The sequence below is a fragment of the Pseudomonadales bacterium genome (genome assembly GCA_024234165.1).
Classification (GTDB): Bacteria; Pseudomonadota; Gammaproteobacteria; order Pseudomonadales; family UBA5518; genus UBA5518.
Genome location: JACKOP010000002.1, coordinates 575,042 through 595,955 on the forward strand (window position 1 = coordinate 575,042; position 20,914 = coordinate 595,955).

Annotated in this window: 21 protein-coding genes, 1 tRNA gene and 1 pseudogene; 13 read left to right on the forward strand and 10 right to left on the reverse strand. The window is 64.8% G+C overall.

What is annotated here, in order from left to right; translation table 11 throughout:
- Positions 1–12: 12 nt before the first annotated feature.
- The 9 genes from flgK to flgB all read right to left on the reverse strand — a co-directional run bounded on the left by flgK (position 13) and on the right by flgB (position 9,395).
- Positions 13–2,016, reverse strand: coding sequence for a flagellar hook-associated protein FlgK (gene flgK, locus H7A12_08285; GenBank protein ID MCP5320808.1), 2,004 nt, complete (start codon positions 2,014–2,016; stop codon positions 13–15).
- A gap of 3 nt (positions 2,017–2,019) precedes the next feature.
- Positions 2,020–2,985 carry a flagellar assembly peptidoglycan hydrolase FlgJ gene (flgJ, locus tag H7A12_08290; protein MCP5320809.1) on the reverse strand — a complete coding sequence of 322 codons (966 nt, stop codon included), beginning with the start codon at positions 2,983–2,985 and terminating at the stop codon, positions 2,020–2,022.
- A gap of 29 nt (positions 2,986–3,014) precedes the next feature.
- Positions 3,015–4,346 (reverse strand): flagellar basal body P-ring protein FlgI, encoded by a 1,332-nt coding sequence (locus tag H7A12_08295; protein MCP5320810.1) that lies wholly within the window; start codon positions 4,344–4,346, stop codon positions 3,015–3,017.
- A gap of 502 nt (positions 4,347–4,848) precedes the next feature.
- Positions 4,849–5,634, reverse strand: coding sequence for a flagellar basal-body rod protein FlgG (gene flgG / locus H7A12_08300; protein ID MCP5320811.1), 786 nt, complete (start codon positions 5,632–5,634; stop codon positions 4,849–4,851).
- Between the two features lie 31 nt (positions 5,635–5,665).
- A complete protein-coding gene (locus tag H7A12_08305) occupies positions 5,666–6,409 on the reverse strand; it encodes a flagellar basal body rod protein FlgF (protein MCP5320812.1) in 744 nt (247 codons plus the stop codon).
- Between the two features lie 18 nt (positions 6,410–6,427).
- A complete protein-coding gene (gene flgE, locus H7A12_08310; protein ID MCP5320813.1) occupies positions 6,428–7,819 on the reverse strand; it encodes a flagellar hook protein FlgE in 1,392 nt (463 codons plus the stop codon).
- Positions 7,820–7,867: 48 nt separating this feature from the next.
- Positions 7,868–8,548, reverse strand: coding sequence for a flagellar hook assembly protein FlgD (locus tag H7A12_08315; GenBank protein MCP5320814.1), 681 nt, complete (start codon positions 8,546–8,548; stop codon positions 7,868–7,870).
- 26 nt (positions 8,549–8,574) lie between these two features.
- On the reverse strand, positions 8,575–8,997 hold the full coding sequence (gene flgC / locus H7A12_08320) for a flagellar basal body rod protein FlgC (GenBank protein MCP5320815.1): 423 nt from the start codon (positions 8,995–8,997) through the stop codon (positions 8,575–8,577).
- A gap of 2 nt (positions 8,998–8,999) precedes the next feature.
- On the reverse strand, positions 9,000–9,395 hold the full coding sequence (gene flgB, locus H7A12_08325; GenBank protein MCP5320816.1) for a flagellar basal body rod protein FlgB: 396 nt from the start codon (positions 9,393–9,395) through the stop codon (positions 9,000–9,002).
- 257 nt (positions 9,396–9,652) lie between these two features.
- On the opposite strand from flgB, the gene flgA reads away from it, so the two are divergent.
- The 8 genes from flgA to H7A12_08365 all read left to right on the forward strand — a co-directional run bounded on the left by flgA (position 9,653) and on the right by H7A12_08365 (position 17,518).
- Positions 9,653–10,441 carry a flagellar basal body P-ring formation protein FlgA gene (gene flgA, locus H7A12_08330; protein ID MCP5320817.1) on the forward strand — a complete coding sequence of 263 codons (789 nt, stop codon included), beginning with the start codon at positions 9,653–9,655 and terminating at the stop codon, positions 10,439–10,441.
- Positions 10,442–10,567: 126 nt separating this feature from the next.
- Positions 10,568–10,876 carry a flagellar biosynthesis anti-sigma factor FlgM gene (gene flgM, locus H7A12_08335; protein MCP5320818.1) on the forward strand — a complete coding sequence of 103 codons (309 nt, stop codon included), beginning with the start codon at positions 10,568–10,570 and terminating at the stop codon, positions 10,874–10,876.
- A 35-nt stretch (positions 10,877–10,911) separates the two neighbouring features.
- The gene (locus tag H7A12_08340; GenBank protein ID MCP5320819.1) at positions 10,912–11,376 is read left to right on the forward strand and encodes a flagellar protein FlgN; all 465 of its coding nucleotides are present in this window, start codon (positions 10,912–10,914) and stop codon (positions 11,374–11,376) included.
- 94 nt (positions 11,377–11,470) lie between these two features.
- A tRNA-Arg gene (locus tag H7A12_08345) sits at positions 11,471–11,545 on the forward strand.
- A 49-nt stretch (positions 11,546–11,594) separates the two neighbouring features.
- Positions 11,595–11,936 (forward strand): hypothetical protein, encoded by a 342-nt coding sequence (locus H7A12_08350; protein ID MCP5320820.1) that lies wholly within the window; start codon positions 11,595–11,597, stop codon positions 11,934–11,936.
- A 78-nt stretch (positions 11,937–12,014) separates the two neighbouring features.
- Positions 12,015–13,301, forward strand: a complete 1,287-nt coding sequence (locus H7A12_08355) for a TolC family protein (protein ID MCP5320821.1) — start codon at positions 12,015–12,017, stop codon at positions 13,299–13,301.
- Complete coding sequence (locus H7A12_08360) at positions 13,301–14,419, forward strand: efflux RND transporter periplasmic adaptor subunit (GenBank protein MCP5320822.1); 1,119 nt, start codon at positions 13,301–13,303, stop codon at positions 14,417–14,419. Before H7A12_08355 ends, H7A12_08360 begins: the two co-directional genes overlap by 1 nt.
- Before the next feature lie 12 nt (positions 14,420–14,431).
- Complete coding sequence (locus H7A12_08365; protein ID MCP5320823.1) at positions 14,432–17,518, forward strand: efflux RND transporter permease subunit; 3,087 nt, start codon at positions 14,432–14,434, stop codon at positions 17,516–17,518.
- A 166-nt stretch (positions 17,519–17,684) separates the two neighbouring features.
- Here H7A12_08365 and H7A12_08370 read toward each other — a convergent pair whose 3' ends face one another.
- Entirely contained in the window at positions 17,685–17,825 is a 141-nt protein-coding gene (locus H7A12_08370) for a hypothetical protein (GenBank protein MCP5320824.1), read from the reverse strand.
- A gap of 151 nt (positions 17,826–17,976) precedes the next feature.
- On the opposite strand from H7A12_08370, the gene H7A12_08375 reads away from it, so the two are divergent.
- From H7A12_08375 to H7A12_08395, 5 genes and pseudogenes are all read left to right on the forward strand, one after another.
- Positions 17,977–18,120 carry a hypothetical protein gene (locus H7A12_08375; protein MCP5320825.1) on the forward strand — a complete coding sequence of 48 codons (144 nt, stop codon included), beginning with the start codon at positions 17,977–17,979 and terminating at the stop codon, positions 18,118–18,120.
- Positions 18,121–18,130: 10 nt separating this feature from the next.
- A complete protein-coding gene (locus H7A12_08380; protein ID MCP5320826.1) occupies positions 18,131–18,316 on the forward strand; it encodes a hypothetical protein in 186 nt (61 codons plus the stop codon).
- Positions 18,313–18,654 carry a type II toxin-antitoxin system RelE/ParE family toxin gene (locus tag H7A12_08385; protein ID MCP5320827.1) on the forward strand — a complete coding sequence of 114 codons (342 nt, stop codon included), beginning with the start codon at positions 18,313–18,315 and terminating at the stop codon, positions 18,652–18,654. Before H7A12_08380 ends, H7A12_08385 begins: the two co-directional genes overlap by 4 nt.
- Positions 18,655–18,685: 31 nt before the next feature.
- A complete protein-coding gene (locus tag H7A12_08390) occupies positions 18,686–19,009 on the forward strand; it encodes a hypothetical protein (GenBank protein MCP5320828.1) in 324 nt (107 codons plus the stop codon).
- Between the two features lie 59 nt (positions 19,010–19,068).
- A pseudogene (locus tag H7A12_08395) lies at positions 19,069–20,729 on the forward strand (IS1634 family transposase).
- Positions 20,730–20,914 lie beyond the last annotated feature (185 nt).

Genomic DNA, 20,914 nt, shown 5'->3' on the forward strand with positions numbered 1-20,914 from the left:
TATGGCCTCCGTTCAGCGGACTGCAGCGAACAGCGCGTCCATCACCTGGCGCGCCACCGCAATCACCTGGGCGGAGGCATTGTAGGCCTGCTCGAAACGGATCAGGTTGGCCGCTTCCTCGTCCAGGTTGACCCCCGAGAGTTGTTCGCGACGCGTGCGCGTCTGCTCCAGCACCGCAAGGCTCGATTCGCTGTCGATACGCGCCGCACGGGTGGTGCTCCCTACGCCGGATACCAGCAGATTGTAGGCCTGCTGATAACTCATGCGCGCCCCGCCGACCGTAGCCGCCGATTGCAGCGACGACATCAGCATCGCGTTGCGGTTGTCCGCCGTCGCGCCACTGTTGTAGTCGATGCGAAAACTGTCTCCGGCCGCAGGACTACCGCTGAGCGTCAACTGGAAACCGAAATAGTCCGGATCCGAGGGATCGGCAGAGAACACGGTGTTGCTCGCACCCGGTGTATACGGCAGTCCGCCCACGAGTACCGCAGCGGTATTCGCATCGAGGATGTCGTAGCTCGTGGCGCTCGTGAAACGCAGCTGCAGCGGTGGCGACAGGGTGCCCGGAGTCGCGAACGCCGCTGTCGATGTATCGAAAGTACGCAGCTCCCCCGCCACCCCGCTGCCGCTGTTGCCGGTGGCACTGCTGGCACGCGCTGCGCCTGCCAGCGCCAGACCTTCGGGTCGGGTCATGACGGTGGCGATCGACTGCGCACCACGACGCGTGGGCTGGATCAGGAAGCTGTCGCCAGCGACGAAGTGGCCCGGGGGTGACTCGCTCAGGTTCAGATCGAGCGTGAAACCATCGACACTCGTCAGCGTGTCGTCGAGACTCGCACCGCTCGCGACGAGAGTTTGATCCTGCAGGCGCAGCAGGCGCCAGGCGCCACCCGTATCGATCTCCAGCCGGTAGTCGCTGGTCGTCAGTTGCGCCGGATCCGTGATGAAGACCCGCACTCCGCCGGTCGATGCAGGATCATTGTCGGCCGCAGGCCGCGCCCGCAACGCCGCCGCCAGGCGTTCGTTCGGATCGCTGAACAGCGCACCGCCAAGCTTGCCGTCGAGATCGACACCGAGCGCATTCTGTGCGTTCACGCCGGTGCCGAGCGCAAGTGCGATTCGCCCCAGCGAGTTGAACGCGGGATCGAGCATCTGGTCGCGAAACGCGAACAGACCACCGAGTTCACCCCCGCTCGTCGAACCACCGACCGCCATGGTGCTGCCGCCTGACTGCAGCCCCAGTCGCAGTCGCGAGGGATCCATGGAATCGGGAACCGCGACTGCAGTGCTGGATGTCGCTCCGACCACCAGCGACTGCCCCTTGCCGAGGAACACATTCAGCGAACTGCCGTCGGCGACGGTCTGCACATCGACGAGTTCGGCAAGCTGCAGCACCAGCCGGTCACGCTGGTCGAGCAGATCGTTCGGCTGCTGGCCCGTCTCGCCGCGATTGCCCACGCGCATGCCGATCTCGACGTTCAGGCGTGCCACCCCTGCTGCCAGTGAACTGATCTGCGATGCAATCGCGTCCACCCGTGTGTTCAGCGAGGAATCGATCCGGGCCAGGCGTGCATACTGAGCGTTGAAACGCTGCACCAGCGCACCGGCATGGTCGAGCACGAGACTGCGCAGTGCGCTCGACTGCGGGTTGCTGGCCGCGTCATCGAGTGCAGAGAAGAAATCGTCGATGCGATCCGACACCCCGACCGAGGCATCGGCAAACAGCGAATCGAGCTGTTCGCTGTAGGAATTGAAGACCTGTGCACGCCGGGAAACCGACGTATCGCCGCGCAACTGGCCGATCACGAACTGGTCCGCCAGCCGCGACACCGTCTCGATATCGACTCCGTTGCCGAACACCAGTCCGCTCAGCTCACGTCCCGGCAGCGTCGCAAACTCGGCACGCTGGCGGCTGAAACCGTCGACACCTGCGTTGGCGATGTTGTGTCCGGTGGTGTTCAGCGCACCCTGGTAGGCGAGCAGCCCGGAACTCGCAATGCGCAGCAGATCCGTCATGCCTCAGTGCGCCTCCGCGATCGCGTCGTCACCCAACAGATCCAGTACCTTGCGCGCGTAGTCGGGATCGGTGGCATAGCCGGCCTGCACGAGCGAGCGCATGAAGCGTGCGGGATCGTCGGCATTGGCCAGCGCAGCGGCATAACGCGGCTGCGAGCGCAACAGGCCCACATAATCCGCAAAGCTCTCCGCCAGCGTGGGGTAGGCGCGGAAACGCGCACGCTGCGGTTGCGGCAGGCCCTGCACGAATTCGAGCGTGGTCACACCCACCGACGGACCCTGCCAGTAACTGCCTGCCTTGATGTTGAACAGGTTGTTGCTGCTGCGCCCGGTGTGATCGGCAAGGATCGACTGCCCCCAGCCGGTTTCCAGCGCCGACTGCGCGATCAGCACACGATGATCCACGCCGAGCGCCTGCGCCGCACGGCGAGCCTCCGGCAGCAGGGCGCGCACGAAGCTCTCCTTGCCGGCAAACAGGCCTTCCGCCACGCGTGCCCGCACCCGGCGCGCGATCGGCTCCAGCACGCGCAGCGCATTGCCGACCATCACCGGCAACGTCGGCGTGCGCACCGGCGACGCAGCCTTGTCGATACGCCGGGCCTGCAACCACGCTTCGTCAGACGACGGCGGCAACCCCGGTGCCGGTGCCGGTGTGCCGTACTGACGCTGCAACTGCCGCGCCAGCAGATCCGCAAGGCCGATTCCCCGGCCCTGCGTCAGCGACACCGACAACTGGCGATCCAGCAGTTCCTGGCGGAACTGCATTTCGTTGCTGTGCATCGGGTTGTCTGCAGCCAGAACCTCGTTGGCAGCGCGCATTCCCTGCAGCATCTGCGAGATGAAAAAGGACTCGAACTGGCGTGCTGCCGCCTGGAACCCGGCCGCACGATCGCTGCGCCCGAGCGTGCCGATCGCCTGCAGACCACCAAGATCGGTCCATGCGCCAGGCGCTGCCATCGCTGCACTCATCGAAGGTGTGCTCCTGCGCCGCTACCGGTTCAGATCACGATCAGCTCGGCACGCAACGCGCCGGCCTGTTTCAGTGCCTCCAGTATAGCCATCAGGTCACCGGGTGCGGCACCCACGCGATTCACTGCGGCGACGAGTTCATCGATCGTGGTGACCGCTCCGAGCTTCCACATCGGCTTGCCCTCCTGCTTCACCTCGAGCGTGGACTGCGGCACCACCACCGTTTCGCCACGCCCTCCGAAGGCTCCGGGCTGGCTCACTACCGGGCGCTCCGATACCACCACCGTCATGCTGCCATGCGTGATCGCCACCGGTTCCACCGTCACGTGATTGCCGACGACGATCGTTCCGGTACGCGAATTGATCACCACCCGCGCCGGCGCCTCGCCGGGATCGACCTCGAGATTCTCCAGCATCGATGCGAAGGAGACCCGCTGCGCGGAATCCTGCGGCGAACGCACCTGCACCGACGCCGCATCGACGGCGCTGGCGACCTGCGGCCCGAGCATCTGGTTGATACGCTCCGCGACTCGCCGCGCCGTCGTGAAGTCGGGCCGGATCAGGTTGAACACCAGATCACCGCCCTGCGTGAACGAGGTCTCGACCGCACGCTCGATGGATGCACCACCGGCAATGCGGCCCACGTTCAGCACATTGACCGAGATCCGCGAGCCGTCACGTCCCTCGGCCCCGAAGCCGCCGACGACCAGATCGCCTTGCGCGAGCGCGTAGATCTGCCCGTCGATGCCCTTCAGCGGCGTCAGCAGCAGGGTGCCACCGCGCAAACTCTTCGCGTTCGCCAGCGAGGACACCGTGATATCGATCGTCTGACCCGGCTTGGCAAACGGTGGCAGTTCGGCGTGCACGGCGACCGCGGCGACGTTCTTCAACTGCAACCGCACGCCTTCGGGCAGCGCGATGCCGAACTGACGCAGCATGCTGGTGAACGACTGCGAGGTGAACGGCGCCTGCGTGGTCTGGTCACCGGTGCCGTCCAGACCGACCACGAGGCCGTAACCGATCAGGTGGTTGCTGCGTACACCGTCGAGCTTCGCAATGTCCTTGATGCGCTCTGCATGCGCCGGCGCCGCCATGAGCAGCAGCGTCAGCAGTGCACAGGATCCGCTCAACGATCTGAGCCACGCGCTCACTGTCTGATTCATAGCGGGAACCATCCACTGTTGAAGAAGCGTGTCAGCCAGCCCATGCGATTCGATGCCGCGAGTTCGCCGGTGCCGCTGTAGCCGATGCGCGCATCGGCAAGGCGCGTCGAGGCGACCGAGTTGTCGGGGCCAAGGTCCTCCTGGCGCACCAGCCCGGTGAGTCGCACGTATTCGCTGCCACGGTTGAGCTGCAGCCATTTTTCACCACGCACACGCAGCAGTCCGTTCGGCAGCACTTCGGTAACGCTGACTGCAATGCTGCCGCTCAGGCTGTTGCTCTGCGAACTTTCGGCGCCTCCCTTGAAGTCGCGCTCGCCACCGAGACTGCTGCCGAGCGACAGCGAACCCAGCTTCGCATCCTTGCCGAGCACGGTGCCGTCGCCGATCTCGACCGTGCTGTCTTTCTGGATCTGCGTGTCGGCGTCCTTGCGCGCTGCCGTGCGTTCGACCAGCCGCACCGTGATGATGTCACCGACCTGCATCGCTCGCCGGTCCGAAAACAGCGAGGTACCGAAGCGCGCCTGGCGGATCGCACCGGTGGTGTGGAATTCGGCGGCCGCTTCGTTGGCGACGACCGGAGCGTACGCGGGGTCGTTCGGCATCTCGGGCAGCGCAGTGCTCATGCAGCCGGCGAGCAACAGCGCGAGCCCTGCCGCCACGACGAAGGATCCACCGGTACGCGTTCTCATCGGTTGCTCCGTCACAGGTTCTGCGAAATGAACTGCAACATCTGGTCGCTGGCGGCGATCACCTTCGCGTTCATCTCGTAGGCGCGCTGGGTGGTGATCATGTTCACCAGCTCCTCGACCACGTCGACGTTCGAGTTCTCGAGGCTGCCCTGCTCGATGGTCCCGAGTCCGTCCAGCCCCGGCGTGCCGTTGGTCGGGCTGCCGGAGGCCGTCGTCTCCAGAAACAGGTTGCCGCCGATCGCCTCGAGTCCGGCCGGGTTGATGAAATCGGTCAGCGTCAGCGAACCGATCTGCTGCGCCTGCGGGTCACCGGCCAGCACCACCGACACCACGCCGTCCTTGCCGATGGTGACCGTGCGCGCACCTTCGGGGATCGTGATCGCGGGCTGGATCACCAGCCCGTCGGCGTTGACCAGCTCGCCGTCGCGACTGAGGTGAAACTCGCCGTTGCGCGTATAGGCGGTGGTGCCGTCGGGCATCAGCACCTCGAGGAAGCCGCGCCCGTTGATCGCGACATCGAGCGAATTGCCGGTCACCTGCAGACTGCCTTCGGTGAACTCCTTCTGCGTGCCGACGATGCGCACGCCGGTGCCAATCTGCAGCCCGGATGGCAACTGGTTGTTTTCCGACGACTGCGCACCCGGTTGGCGGCGGATCTGGTACAGCAGGTCCTCGAAGACCACGCGATCGCGCTTGAATCCGACCGTCGAGACGTTGGCCAGGTTGTGCGAGACCGTCGCCAGTTGCGTGTCCTGTGCGCTGAGTCCGGTCTTGCTGACCCACAGTGCATTCATCATGTCCTTTTCCCTCCGGACTTCGTGGCGACGGTCAGGAGACCTGCAGCAGCCGTGCTGCAGCCTCGCTGTTCTGGTCGACGGTATGCATCAGCTTCACCTGCACCTCGTACTGGCGCGCCAGTCCGAGCATCTCGGTCATCGCCTCGACCGCATTGACGTTGCTGCCCTCGAGGAAACCCGAAGCCAGGCGCACCGTCGGATCGGCGGCGACGCGCATGCCTTCGCGCACGCGGACCAGCCCGTCTTCGCCCTTGTAGAGATCCTGCGCCGGTGGATTCACCAGACGGATACGTTCGACCTGCGCGAGTGCATCCGAACCCTGACCGAGTGCCCGCACCGTGATCGTCCCGTCGGTGCCGATCTCGACCTTGCTCGCCTGCGGCAGTGCGATCGGCCCGCCGTTGCCGAGCACGGGCAGCCCACTGCCGGTCAGCAGTTGACCGAGTGCCGTGATCTGCAGGTTGCCGTCACGCGTGTAGGCCTCGGATCCGTCCGGCGCACGCACCGCGATCCACCCCGCACCGCGCAGCGCGATATCCAGATCTCGCCCGGTCTCGCGCAGGGTACCGATCGTGAAATCGGTCGCGGGGCGTTCGGTCAGCGCATGGGCACGCGTCGACAGGCCATCACCGAACCACACCCCCATGCTGCGCGCGGCAACGTAGTCGCGACGAAAGCCGTCGGTCGCGACGTTCGCCAGATTGTTCGCATGCACCGCCTGCGCGAAGGTGTTGTGCTTCGCACCGGTCATGCTGGTGTAGAGCGCGCGGTCCATACGGGTATCAGCGCCTCATCAACTGCGGATGTTGATCACGGTCTGCGTGATCGCGTTGTTGGTCTCGATAGTCTTCGCGTTGGCCTGGAAATTGCGCTGCGCGATGATCAGACTGACCAGCTCCTCGGAAATGTCGACGTTCGACTCCTCGAGCGCACCGGCCTGCAGACTGCCCAACACCCCACTGGTCGCCACTCCGCGCGCAGGTTGCCCCGAGTCGAAGGATTCGGCCCACTCGGTGTTGCCGATCGGTGTCAGACCCTGCACATTCTGGAAATCGGCGAGCAGGATCTGTCCGAGAATCTGTGACTGCCCGTTCGTGTAGCGCGCGAACAGCACACCATTTTCCGAGATGGTGGTTCCAACCAGTTGTCCGGGAGCGAATCCGTTCTGGTTGACCGAAGCGACGTTGAACTCGTCGCCGTACTGGGTCGAGCCGGTAATATCGATGAGGAAGTCCGAGGTTCCCTCGTCGACGGTCCCGTTGTATGTCGGCGTGGCGGCGCCACCGAGCGGTCCGAGTGGCTCCGCGTTCGAACCGAACTGACTCTGGATCTGGCGTGCTGGTACCCAGTCGTCGATCACGAAGCGGTTGGTCGCGGGATCGAGCTTGCCGTTTACATCGAAGCGCACCGTGAATGCGCTGTGATCGCCGTTGGGGTCGAGCGGTGAAGCGGTGCTGTTGGCAGGATTGCCGCCATTGATCAGCGCACCGTCGATCGCGATCCACATGAACCAGTCGTTGTTGACGCCGGTCTCGATCGCAGAATCCGGCTGATCCTTGCGAAAATACGTGGTCGCGACATGCGGCACACCCTCGGAGTCGTACACGGTAGCCGAGGAAGCGTAGTTGAAGGTGTTCTGGTCGGCCGGATCGAAGGTTGGAAACCGCGCGCCGTCCACCGCCTGCGACGAAGCGTCGAGATTGAACGCCATGCGCAAACGCGAAGTCTGGTTCGCCTGGAGCTGGAAGTTCTGGATGCGCAGATCCACCTCGTTGCCAAGGTCGACCTGCCCGCTTGGCGTTGCAGCGTAGCCGACCAGATGACCACCCGAGTTGCTGACCACGTAGCCGTCCTTGTCGACCCCGAAGATGCCGGAACGCGTGTACGCACGTTCGCCGTCATGGTTCAGGATGAAGAAACCACGCCCGTCGATTGCGACGTCGAAATCACGCTGGGTCAGCGTGATGTTGCCCTGCGTGAACTGCTGAGCCACCTGCTGCAGTCGCACACCGCCGCCGATATTGATGCTGCCGCCACCGCCGGTAAGGCTCGTTGCAAAGACATCACCGAACTCGGCGCGCGACTGCTTGAAGCCGGTGGTGCTGGCGTTCGCAATATTGTTGCCGGTCACGTTGAGGTCCGAGGTCGCCGCCCGCAGACCGCTCAATCCGGTATTGAATGACATCGCGTTGCTCCTGTTGTGTCGATGATCGTGCGACTGCTGTCGCGAACTTCAGAGAATCTCCTTGACGGCGGCGATCTTCAGCGGACCGATGCCGTCGACGTTCAGCGTCATTTCCCCGCCGGCGCCGATCGTCACGCTGTTCACGTTCGCGCTGAGCGTGGTCGGGAGCGCAACGGTCTCGCCTTCGCGCAGGCCCAGCGCCTCGAAACGGTAGATTCCGGCAGGCAGCGATGCGCCATCGGCATCGCGTCCGTCCCACGCGAAGCGCATGTCGCCGGCTTCGCGCGCGCCGATGAGCTCCTGGCGAACCAGCACGCCGGCCTGGTTGTAAATGTTCAGCAGCGTGTCCTCGACCGGTTTGTCGACGCTCACGCTGCCCATGATCTGCCCGCCCGTGGGGAGTCGCGCACTCGACGCATCGACCAGCACCGTATGTCCGACCAGTGCCGACGCCTGGATCGCCTGGCTCGACTTCAGGCTGCCGTTCATCGAGACGAAGTTGCTGTTCAGGTTCTCGATGCCCTGCAGCGTACTGAACTGGGCCAGTTGGGCCACGAAGGCCGTGTTGTCCTGCGGCGACAGCGGATTCTGGTTCTCGAGCTGGGTGATCAGCAGCGTCAGGAAGTCCGACTGCCCCAGTGCCTTGTTTTCCGCCTTCGGCGCTTCCTTGCGAAACGACAGGGCTTCATAGGCACTGGAGCTGACCTTGAAACCATTGATCTCGTTCATGCTCTCTTCTCCCTGTCGTCAGGCGCTCACTGCCCGAGCGCCAGCACGCGTTGCGCCAGCGTCTTTGCCGCGTCGACGAGTTGCACGTTGATCTGGAACGAACGCGACGCGGAGATCATGTCTGCCATCTCCTCGACCACGTTCACGTTCGGGTAGTAGACGTAGCCACGCGCATCCGCGAGCGGGTGATCGGGCTCGTAGCGCGGTTGCAGCGGCGCATCGCTCTCGACGATGCCGAGCACCTGCACACCGGCCTGCGCCTCGTTCGCCACGCTGCCGGTGAGCTCGCGGTACAGCGGTGCGAACACCGGGTGGCGGGCACGATAGGTCTGCCCGGTGCTGGAGCTTGCGGTCTGCGCGTTGGCCAGGTTGCTGGCAACCGTGTTGAGGCGGATGCTCTGTGCGCTCATCGCCGAGCCGGCCACATCGAAGATCGCGTTGATCGACATCGTCATTCGCCCTTGAGTGCCTTGCTGATCCCGCGGAACTTGGCCTGCAGGAAGGTCAGGCTGGCCTGGAAATCGAGCGCATTGCGCGCAAACTGCGCCATCTCGATTTCCGCATCGACGCTGTTGTCGTCGAGCGTCGGTTGCGTCGGCGTCCGGTACAGGAGCTGACCGTCACCACCGATACCACCCGCGCCGATATGGTGCTCGCGCGTGGTCCGCAATCCATTGCCACCCTGCCCGGCTGCCGCCTCGAGCAGCGTCCGGAAGTCGAGGTCACGCGCCTTGTAGTGCGGCGTATCGGCGTTCGCGAGGTTGGCGGCCAGCACGCCGGCACGCCGCTCGCGCAGCAGCAGTGCGCCTTCGTGCAAGCCCAGAGCGTGATCGAAGCCGATTGCCATGCCAGTCTTCCCCGTTCGTTCGCACTGGCGTGCAGCAATGCTCGTGCCATCAAGCACAAGTTCTTGTTTCAAAAGAAGACCTGACGGCAGGTGAAGGCACGAACGGCACGCTGCGGCAATCCGCTTCCGCCCATGTGCGGCGAACCCGGCGACGATGCGGCAAATTGCTGCCGCCCACGGTCCGTACCGCCCGTCACCAGGCGACTTGCAGAATCGGCGCGGAATTTGCCTCACCACTTTCCATGCAATACGACGCCATGATTCCGTCAGCACCGAAACCGCCACTCCGCCGTGCGCTGCAGCGCTTGCATACGGCCGGCCTGGTCTTGCGTGCGGCGGGCCTGGCGGGGGCATTGTGCGTGCTGTCAACGACTTCTCATGCGGGCGACAGCGGCGAAGCAGCGACGCAGGTGGACGCCCGGCAGATCACGCGCCTGGTCGAACACGCACTGCTCGCGCAGTTGCAGCGCCAGCCAGCGGCGGCCGACGCCAGCCGCGTCGAGGTCAATGCCGGAGCGCTCGACTCGCGTCTCGCATTCACGGGGTGCGCCGAACCGATCAGGGTTGCAGCCGATCTGGACCACCTGCAGGCACGCGTGAACGCGCGTGTCAGTTGCGCCGCCCCGTCACCGTGGGCGATCTACGTACCGGTGGAGTTGCGGGTGTTCAGGCCGGTGCCGGTTGCCGTACGCGAGCTGCAACGCGGCGAAACCCTCACCGACGCAGATATCGGTGAGCAGGAACGCAATGTGCTGGCCGCCGGTGCCGCGACGCTGGTGCGTCGCGGCGAGGCAGTGGGCCAGAAGGTACGACGCACGATCCCAGCCGGCAGCGTGCTGCTGGCGACGCTGCTGGAACAGCCGGTGCTGGTACGCCGTGGCGACCGCATCAACGTCGATACGGTGCCGGGAACGATTTCGGTACGGATCAGCGCGGAGGCCCTCGGAACCGCACGTCGCGGCGAACGGGTACGCGTGCGCAACCTGCAGTCGGGAAGGGTCATCGACGCGATAGTGACCGGCGACGGCAGCGCACAGGCACTCTGAGGTTCCGCGCACGGAGGTTCCGCGCACGGCTGGCAGGAAAAGAGGCTAAAGATTTAGAATCGTGGGCCGATATCGTGCATGACGGCCCACACGGGGTGGGCAATTCAGGCAAAACGGCTGTTCGACATGGTTTCCGACATCAAGGGTCTCGATCCACGCCAGGTTTCCCGCGCCCGCACGGGCGAAACGGGAACCGTGCGCGGCGAGGCGCATACCGGCGCTGCTGCCAGAACCGGGGCAGGCACGAGCGACGACACCGTGAAGTTGAGCGGTGTGGCCGAACTCGCGCGGGTTGTCGCCCGCCAACTGGCGAGCGGAGCCCCGGTAGACGAGGCCAGGGTGCAGGAAATCAGGCAAGCCATCGCCGACGGGAGCTACACGGTGGATCCCGCCAGAATCGCCCGCAAGCTGATCGACGCCGACGCACAACTCTGAAAGGAAGTGTCGGCTCACGACGAGGGCAATCCAGCATGCTGGCGGCAAGCGATGCGGGCGTCGTACGCGCCATTCTCGATACCGACATGAAAGCCGTGCATGAACTGCGCGCGCTGTTGCTGGAGGAACGTGCAGCGCTTGCTGCGCGCGAGCCCGATGCACTCGACCGCGTGGTGCAACGCAAGCTGGAATGCCTGCAATGCCTGCAGCGCAACGATCAGGCACGCCAGCGCATGCTGGCACGGTACCGCGGTATCGAATGGACCACGCTGCTGCATGCCATCGACCCCACGCTCACGGACTCCTGGCAGGCATTGCGGCAATTGCTCGAAGAGGTAGCCGACCTCGGGCGCACCAACGAGCGCATCGTGGCGCGCATGCAGCACGCCTCTTCCCGTCTGCTCGCCCTGCTGCGCGGCCAGAATGGAACGATCGGCGTCTACGACCGCAAGGGCCAGACGCACGCCTGCGATGATCCGCACCGCGTGACGCGCGCCTGAGACGAACTCCAGCCCGAACACGCTCGGCAAGCCCTTTGTGCTGGCCGAGTGCTGCCCGAGTCTCTAGAATGGCGCCCCTGCCGCAAGCGCCTGCGGCCCCATAGTTCAATGGATAGAACGGGGTCCTCCTAAGACTCAGATGCAGGTTCGATTCCTGCTGGGGCCACCATAAGCATCACGAACATCCCCGGCAGCAGAAATTGCGTTACCATGCCCCCATGATTCGCCGACTGTGCCTGCTGCTGATCGTCGCGGTGCTCTGCATGAGCGTCGACGCGGCGATCGATATCGTGCAGAGCGGGCATCCGCACGACGACGTCGCATCACAACGGGATGCACCGTTCGATCAATCCGGCGCACTCGCCAAGGCCAGGCAACACACCGGTGACCGCTCGGGCAGCGGGCATTGCGATCACTGCTGTCACGGTCATACGCCCGCAGTGGCGGATGGCTCACTCGAACTGCCGACCGGTTGCGCCACGGCGCATCCGTACACCTACGCACCAGTTTCCATCGCGAATTTCACCCAGGCACCGCCCACCCCTCCTCCGAACGCATAAGCCGGTCATTCCACTCTTCGACGACGTACTGCCTCGTGTGTGCTCCGTCGGTCCTTATCGTGTCCAGGAATACTGCTCATGCCCATACGACGCTTCGGGGCCGCCCTGCTGGCGGCAACCCTGACTCTCGCGACCGGACCCCTGCGGGCCGGTGATTCGCAGGCGCTCACCACGGATCGAGCCAACCCCGAACTGCAGCACTTCGTGCGCGCAGTCGTGGCGGCCAATCCGGAAGTACAGGCTGCACGCGCTGCACTCGATGCGAGTGCGGCGCTGCGCGACGCCGCTGCGCGACCGCTGTACAACCCCGAGCTCGACGCCGAGGTCGAGCGCTCCGCCGACGATGCACGCACGCTCGGGATCAGCCAGACGCTCGACTGGAGCGGCAAGCGTGCGGCGCGCACCGACGCCGCCGAACGCGAACGCCTGCTCGCTGCCGCCCGTTACGCGCTGTCCGTGTGGACCCTCGGCAACGAGCTGCTGACAGGGTTGTCGCGCCACCAGACCGCAGCGGCACGCCAGGAACTGGCGCTGCGCGGCGAACACGCGATGGCAGAGTTCGCAGAACTCGCCGAACGACGTTTCCGCGCGGGGGATCTGGATCAGGCCGAGCTGAGTCTTGCCAGACTCTCGCTGACCGATGCCCGCATCCAGCGCGCGACGCGAAGCGGCGAAGCGGCGGCAGCGCAGCAGGAGTTGCGTGCGCTGGCCGTCGATTCGCCGACCACGGAATGGCCAGCGCTGGATGGTCCGCCGTCACTCGCAAACCCGCTTTCCGTCGCCGATCGCACCACACTGCTGCAAGGGCTGCCCGAAATCATCGCGGCCGAACGACAGGTGGACCTGGCCGAGGCGAATATCACGCTGCGCCGCAAGGAACAGCGACCCGACCCCACGCTCAGCCTGCGCGGTGGCGAGCAGGCCAACGAGTCGGTGGTCGGACTCGGCGTCTCGATCCCGTTGTTCGTTCGCAACCGCTTCGACGGCGAGGTGCGCGCCGCACTGTCCGGTCGCGACGAAGCCCGCTTCAGTGCCGACGCTGCACGGCGACGTGCGCAGGCACGCCTGCAAAGCGCCTCGGAACGCTACGCGCTGCTCCATGCCGCCTGGGCAGAATGGGAGCGGACCGGGCAACCCAGCCTCGAGATGCAGGCCGAGCAGTTGCGGCGACTGTGGCAGGCCGGTGAGCTCGGGACGACGGAATACCTGTTCCAGATCCGGCAGACCTTCGAGGTGCAGGACAACGCGCTGCAGTTGCGGCTCGCACTCTGGGAGGGCTGGTTCGAATGGTTGCGGGCGTCCGGTCGCATCAACGGCTGGCTCGCGCTCGACACGGCCGCAAACGAACAAGGAGGAAACCGCTGATGAAGATATCGACCATCGTGAACGCAGGGATTCTTCTCGCGCTCGCACTCGCGTCCACGGCCTCGGCGAGCGAGCACGCCGAGGCCGCACACGAAGACGAAGGCAGCATCGTGATGAACGCCGCACAGCGCAGTGCGCAGGGAATCGACACGGCACGCGTTGCGAGCCGGGTGATCGCCGGCAGCATCACGGCACCAGGTGAAGTGCGGCTGAACGGCTATCTCACGGCGCAGGTGACGACGCGCATCCCGGCGCAGGTTGTCGCGCGCCACGTGCAGCTCGGCGAGCACGTGGCGGCAGGCGATGCGCTGCTGACGCTGTCCAGCGTCGAGATGGCAACCGCGCAGGGCGCACTGATCGAAGCGGACCGGGAGTGGAGCCGCGTGCACAAGCTCGGACGCGGCGTCATCGCGGATACCCGCTACGTGGCGGCCGAGGTCGCGCGTCAGCGCGCGTACGCCACGGTGCGTGCCTACGGGCTGACGGAGACGCAGATCCAGCGCCTGCTCGCGGGCGGTGACGCTTTGCGGGCAACCGGCGAGTTCGACCTGCTGAGCCCGCGCGACGGCACGGTGATCCGCGACCCGTTCGTCATCGGCGAACTGGTCGAACCCGGACGTGTCCTCTACGAAATCAGCGACGAGTCGCTGCCGTGGGTCGAGGCACAACTGCGTCCGGACCAGGCCGGCGAGGTCACGGTCGGCGCCACGGCGCGCATCAGCCGTGACGGCAACCACTGGCTCGAAGGCCGCGTGATCCAGTTCCGGCACGAGCTGGACGAGACCACCCGCACGCGCGGTGTACGCGTCGAAGTGCCGAATCCGGACCACGTACTGCACGCCGGTGACTACGTCGATGTGACGCTCGAAACCCGCGGCGCCGTGGCACGCGCTGCGGTTCCGGAGCGGGCCGTGCTGCTGATGGACGGCGTTCCCAGCGTATTCCGGGTCGAGGGTGATCGGATCCATCCGCAGGCAGTGGAGCCTGGCATGACGCGTGGTGGCTGGACCGAGATCGTCGCCGGCCTGGCGGAAGGCGACGAGGTCGTGACCCGGGGGGCATTCCTGCTGAAGTCACTGTCACTCAAGTCGCGCATGGGCGAAGGCCACGCACACTAGGAGCGCTGCGACATGTTGAATCGTCTGGTCGAAGCGTCGTTACGCTACAAATTCCTCGTCATCGTGGCCTTCCTGGTGATCGGCTTTCTCGGCCTGCGGGCCGTGCATACCGTGCCGATCGACGCATTCCCTGACGTCACGCCGGTACAGGTCAACATCTACACCGAATCGCCGGGGCTCGCGGCCGAAGACGTCGAGCAACTGCTTACCTTCCAGGTGGAATCCGGCATGGCGGGCCTGCCGGGGGTGGAGCAGATCCGCTCGGTTTCACTGTTCGGGCTGTCCTTCGTTTCGGTCTACTTCGACGACGCGATGGACGTCTACTTCGCGCGTCGCCTGGTGATGGAACGCCTGCAGGAAGTCGCCGACCGCATCCCGCAAGGCTACGGCACACCCGAGATGGGGCCGAATTCCTCGGGGCTCGGGCAGGTCTTCTGGTACACCGTCGAGCGCAACGACGAAGCGCTGGCCGCAGGGATCAGCGACATGGACCTGCGCACCGTGCAGGACTGGTCGGTACGACTGATCCTGCGTACCGCTGCGGGCGTGGACGACGTACTGTCATGGGGCGGCCAGGAACGCCAGTTCCAGGTCGTGATCGACCCGTTGCGGCTGATCAAGTACGGGATCGGCTTTCGCGACGTGATCGAGGTCATCGAGACCAACAACCGCCAGGTGGGCGGGCAGTACGTCGACCTCGGCCCGGAGCAGTACCTGGTGCGCGGCCTCGGCCTGGTACGCAACGAAGCCGATATCGGCAGCATCGTGCTCAAGGTGAGCGACGGCACACCGGTCTACCTGCGTGATGTCGCAGACATCCGCCAGGCCCCGGCACTGCGTTTCGGCGCCGTGACCCGTGACGGCAAGGAAGTGGTGCTGGGCATGGCACTGTCGCGCCTCGGCAGCAACGCAGCCGAAGTGGTCGAGGCAATCCGCCAGAAGGCCGCCATCGTCAGGGATGCCCTGCCCGACGGCATCACGCTCAAGCCGGTCTACGAGCGCACCGATCTGGTCGAAAAGGCAGTCGCCACCGTCGAACGTGCACTGGTCGAAGGGGCGATCCTGGTCGCCGTGGTGCTGTTCCTGTTCCTCGGCGAGCTGCGCTCCGGGGTGGTCGTGATCGCGGCACTGCCGCTGTCGATACTGATTGCGTTCATCTGCATGGAGCACGTCGGCATGTCGGCGAACCTGATGTCGCTCGCCGGACTGGCGATCGGCATCGGCATGATGGTCGACGGTGCCGTCGTGATGACCGAGAACGCGTTCCGGATCATGGCCGAACGCCGCAAACACGGGATGGCGGTCGATCGCAGCGCGGCCGTGCTTGCCGCCGCCCACGAGGTCGCGAACCCGATCACTTTCGCGATCCTGATCATCGTCGTCGTGTTCCTGCCGCTGTTTTCGCTCGAGGGACTCGAAGCCAAGCTGTTCAAGCCGATGGCGTTCAACATCACGTTCGCCATGGCGGGATCGCTGCTGCTCTCGCTGACGCTGATCCCGGTGCTGGCGGCGCTGATCCTGAAGCCCGGCATCGAGCGCGACACGTGGCTGATGCGATGGATCAAGCGCCACTACCTGCCGCTGCTCGCGTGGTCGCAGCAGAACAAGCGCACGGTCGTCGTTGCAGCCTGCGTGGCACTGTTGCTGAGCCTCCTGCTGTTCCCGTTTCTCGGCAGGGAGTTCATGCCGCAATTGCAGGAAGGCTCGATCATGTGGCGCGTCACCTCGATCCCTTCGACCTCGCTTGCCGAATCGATCGAAATATCGAAGCGCATCGAACGGGCGCTGGCCGAATATCCGGAAGTCGAAACGACGCTCGCGATGATCGGGCGTGCCGAACGAGGGGAAACAGCCGATGTGAACTACATGGAGATCTACACCGGCCTGAAGCCGGCGAGCGAGCGCAAGCGTTCAGTACAGGAGCTGACCGAGGCGATGCGTGAAACACTGGAGCAGACGGTGCCGACTGCGGTGATCGCGTTCACGCAGCCAATCCAGATGCGTGTCGAGGAAATGGTTTCGGGCGTGCAGGCAACACTGGCACTCAAGCTCTACGGCGAAGACCTCGGCGAACTCGATCGCCTCAGCGCGAAGATCAAGGACGTCATCGCGAAAGTGCCCGGTGTCGCCGAGCTGTCGCTTGAGGCCAACCTCGGCAAGCCGCAGATCCGGATCCGCGTGAACCGCGATGCGCTGGCCCGCTACGGCATGAACGCCGACGACGTGCTCACCGTGGTGCGTACGGGAATCGGCAACGAGCCGGTTTCGACACTGATCGACGGCGTGCGCCGCTTCGAGATCACGGCACGCCTCGACGACGGTTCGAAGCAATCCGTGCAGGCGATCCGCGACATTCCGCTGCAGACTGCAGGGGGTGCGATCGTTCCGCTGTCGCGCGTCGCCGACGTCAGCACTGCCGAAGGCTATTCCTTCGTGCGCCGCGAACAACTGCAGCGCTACGCCGTGATCCAGATGGACGTGCAGGGACGCGATGTGGACGGCTTCGTGCGCGAGGCCAACGCAGCAATCGCGGCAGGGATGAAACTGCCAGCCGGCTACTGGATCGAATGGGGCGGCACCTTCGAGAACCAGCAGCGTGCGCTCGCACGCCTGTCGCTGATCGTGCCGTTGACGATCTTCTTCATCTTCGTGCTGCTCTATACCGCATTCAACTCGATCCGGTACGCGGCGCTGATCATCGCCAACGTGCCTTTCGCAACGATCGGCGGCGTGGTCGCGCTGTGGATTTCCGGCCAGTACCTGTCGGTACCGTCCGCGATCGGCTTCATCGCCGTGTTCGGCGTCGCGATGCTGAACGGAATCGTGCTGGTGAGCTTCATCAACGAGCTGCGTGCCGAGGGGCTGAGCGTCGCGACAGCCGTGCGTCGGGGCTGCGAATTGAGACTGCGACCGGTGCTGATGACCGCATCGGTCGCAATCCTCGGCCTGGTGCCGATGCTGCTTTCACACGGTATCGGAGCCGAGACGCAACGCCCGCTCGCCACCGTGGTCGTGGGCGGGCTCATCACCTCGACGCTGCTGACGCTGGTGCTGTTGCCGATCGTGTATGAATGGCTCGAATCGCGTGCGGAGCATTGATGCGCACACGCCACGTGCAGGATAGCCCGGTATCAGACGGCTTCCTGCACGATCACATCGCCTGCGACCGGTTGCGGGTGCATCGGCACCCACACCGGTGCGCCGTGCGGCCAGACCACTCCGGAGCATGAGCCCGGGAGATCGAGCCGTCGGTAGAAGCTGCCGTTCAACTGCTGCGCCTGATCACGTAGTTGCGGAAACGCCGGAACAGCTCGGAATCGATGCTCATGTCCGGTGCATCGACCCAGAAACGCTCCAGGCTACCGGTATAGGTGAGCCCTGGCATGTCATGGATTGGACCACCCATGTGGATCAGTCCCACCCCGGTCTTGCTGCGGATGTTGCCGAGCGCATCGTAGCTGACCGTGGTGCTCTGCAGCTGCCCGTGTCAGCTGCCCGTTGCCGTGGGTCTCGTCGACGGCTATGCTCGACGCTCCCATCCCGCCGATGTCGACCCCATGGCCGTCACCGACAAAAACGGCAAGCGCGGACCGGCCCCACGGTTCCAGCAGCAGATCGAGCGCCTGAGCGCGCTCCCTCAGGCCCAGCAGCGCCTCGTGATGCAGATGCTCGATGGCGTCATCGCCCAGGCTGGACGATAGGAGTCTCGCCATGCATGCCCAGACGCCCAAGCAGGACGCCCTACACGCCATCGAGCGGCTCCCCGACGACGTGCCCCTCGATGAGATCGTTTACCAGCTCTACGTGCTCAGCAAGGTCCAGCAGGGCGTCAAGGACATCGACGCCGGCCGCACCATCTCCACCGACGAGCTCGCCCGCGAGATCGAAGCCTGGTGAGTGCGCCTCGCTGGTCGCAGCGGGCGCGGGCGGATTTGAAGGCGATCCACGACTACATCGCCGCGGACTCACCCGCCAACGCCAAGGCCGTCGTACGCGACATTCTCGCCCGCACCGCCGCCCTGCCCGACACTCCGCGCATCGGCCGGCGCGTGCCCGAACTCGATGACCCCGACATCCGCGAAGTCCCCGCGCACTCCTCCCAACTTCAGCACTTCAGATTGCAAAACGGCCATTTCGGCAGGGTGGCAGGCACTACAAATCAATCAGTTATGGGTGGATCTCCTCATTTTCCCAGGAGATCATGTAGTCACACGTGTTTTTGTTTCACCCATTGATTAATGGATACGATACGTATAACGTAGTTGCATGTTCACGCGCATCTCACGATCTGGCGGCCGAGCCTACCTGCAACTGGTCGAGTCCTACCGCAACGAGGAAGGCCAGCCACGTCAGCGTGTCATCGCCAATTTCGGGCGACTCGACAAACTCTCTTCCAAAGACCTCGACCCACTGATCGATGGGCTGCAACGCGCTCTCGGACGATTCACCTCCACGCCTCGGGTGGCCTTCGACACAGCCAGCCCAACTTCAGCACTTCAGATTGCAAAACGGCCATTTCGGCAGGGTGGCAGGCACTACAAGTCAATCAGTTATGGGTGGATTTCCTCATTTTCCTGTGAGATCATGTAGTCACACGTGTTTTTGTTTCACCCATTGATTAATGGATACGATACGTATAACGTAGTTGCATGTTCACGCGCATCTCACGATCTGGCGGCCGAGCCTACCTGCAACTGGTCGAGTCCTACCGCAACGAGGAAGGCCAGCCACGTCAGCGTGTCATCGCCAATTTCGGGCGACTCGACAAACTCTCTTCCAAAGACCTTGATCCGCTGATCGATGGGCTGCAACGCGCTCTCGGACGATCCACCTCCACGCCTCGGGTGGCCTTCGAAACAGCCAGGGCCTTTGGCGATCTGTTTGCCCTGCATGGCCTGTGGCAGGAACTGGGATTGGATCGCGCATTGCGTCGTGCGCTACGTTCCACGCGTCGCCGGTTCGACGCGCCCGCGCTGGTGCGCGCGATGGTCTTCAACCGCCTGTGCGAGCCCACCTCGAAGCTCGGCGTCCTGCGCTGGCTGGAGACGGTCAGCCTGCCCGATGCGCCGGAGACGGTCACGCACGACCAGCTGCTGCGGGCGATGGATGCGTTGATGGAGCATATCGATGCGGTCGAGGCCGTCGTTGCGGGAGCAGCTGCGCCCGCTGCTCGATCAATCGCTGTCGGTGGTGTTCTACGACCTCACCACGGTGCGCATCCAGGGGGACGGCACGGTGGCAGACGATGTGCGTGCCTTCGGGCTCAACAAGGACACCGGGGGCATTGCCCGCCAGTTCGTGCTCGGTGTGATCCAGACCGCCGAGGGGCTGCCGATCGCGCATGAAGTCCATGCGGGCAATGTCGGCGAAGTGTCCACGTTGCTGCCCGCCATCGAGAAGGCCATTGCGCGCTATCGGATCGAGCGGGTGGTGCTGGTGGCGGATCGTGGCCTGCTGAGCCTCGACAACCTGGACGCGGTAGAGGCGCTACGTACCGCGACTGGCGACTGGCCGTGCGGTGGAGTACATTCTCGCCGTGCCGGCACGGCGTTACGCGGACTTTGGCGAGTTGGCGACCAACATGCCACTCGATGCGGGTGTCGGCGAGTCCACGTGGCAGGGGCGGCGCCTGGTCGTCGCGCACGACTCCGGTCGCGCGGCGGAGCAAAGCGCCCGGCGCCGCGCCCTGATCGCGTCCATCGAGGCCGAAGGCGAGCGCATGGCGAGGCGCCTCGACGAGGCGGACGCAGGCCAGCCGCTGCGCGGGCGCAAGTCCACCGACCGCAGGGCGTATCTGCGTTTCTGCGAGGCAGTCAGCGAAGCAGGGCTCAGCCGTATCCTCAAGGCAGACCTGGCGGCGGAGCGCTTCAGTTTCCACCGCGACGAGGCCGCGCTGGCCAACGCCGAGCGCCTCGATGGCAAGCTGCTGCTGGTCACCAACACCGCACTCGCCGCCGATGAGGTCATCGCCCGCTACAAGGCACTGGCCGACATCGAACGTGGCTTTCGGGTACTCAAGAGCGACATCGAAATCGCTCCCGTACATCACCGCCTGCCCGAGCGTATCCGCGCCCATGCGCTGATCTGCTTCCTGGCCCTGGTGATTCATCGGATCATGCGGCAAAAGCTCAAGGCGGCGGGACATCCGCTTTCACCTCGCAGGTCCCTCGCCCTGCTGCGCCAGATCCAGCAACATCGCATCCAGATCGATGGCAAATCCGTCACAGGTATCGGGCGCCTGCAACCCCAGCAGATCGAACTGTTCGAAGCACTCAAGCTCCCACTGCCCGTCGCCGACAACGCCGTGTAGTGGCATTTTTGCCCCATTCGTATCAATACAATCAACAGCTTACAAATCCAACTGCGGAACTTGGGACTCCTGGCGCGTCATCTATCAGCTGCGTGGCAACACCGTGTTCATCGTCACGCTCGTCCATCGCCGCCGCGCCCCAGTGCCCGAGGATCTACGCGCCTGATCCCGCGCGCCCCCGTTGG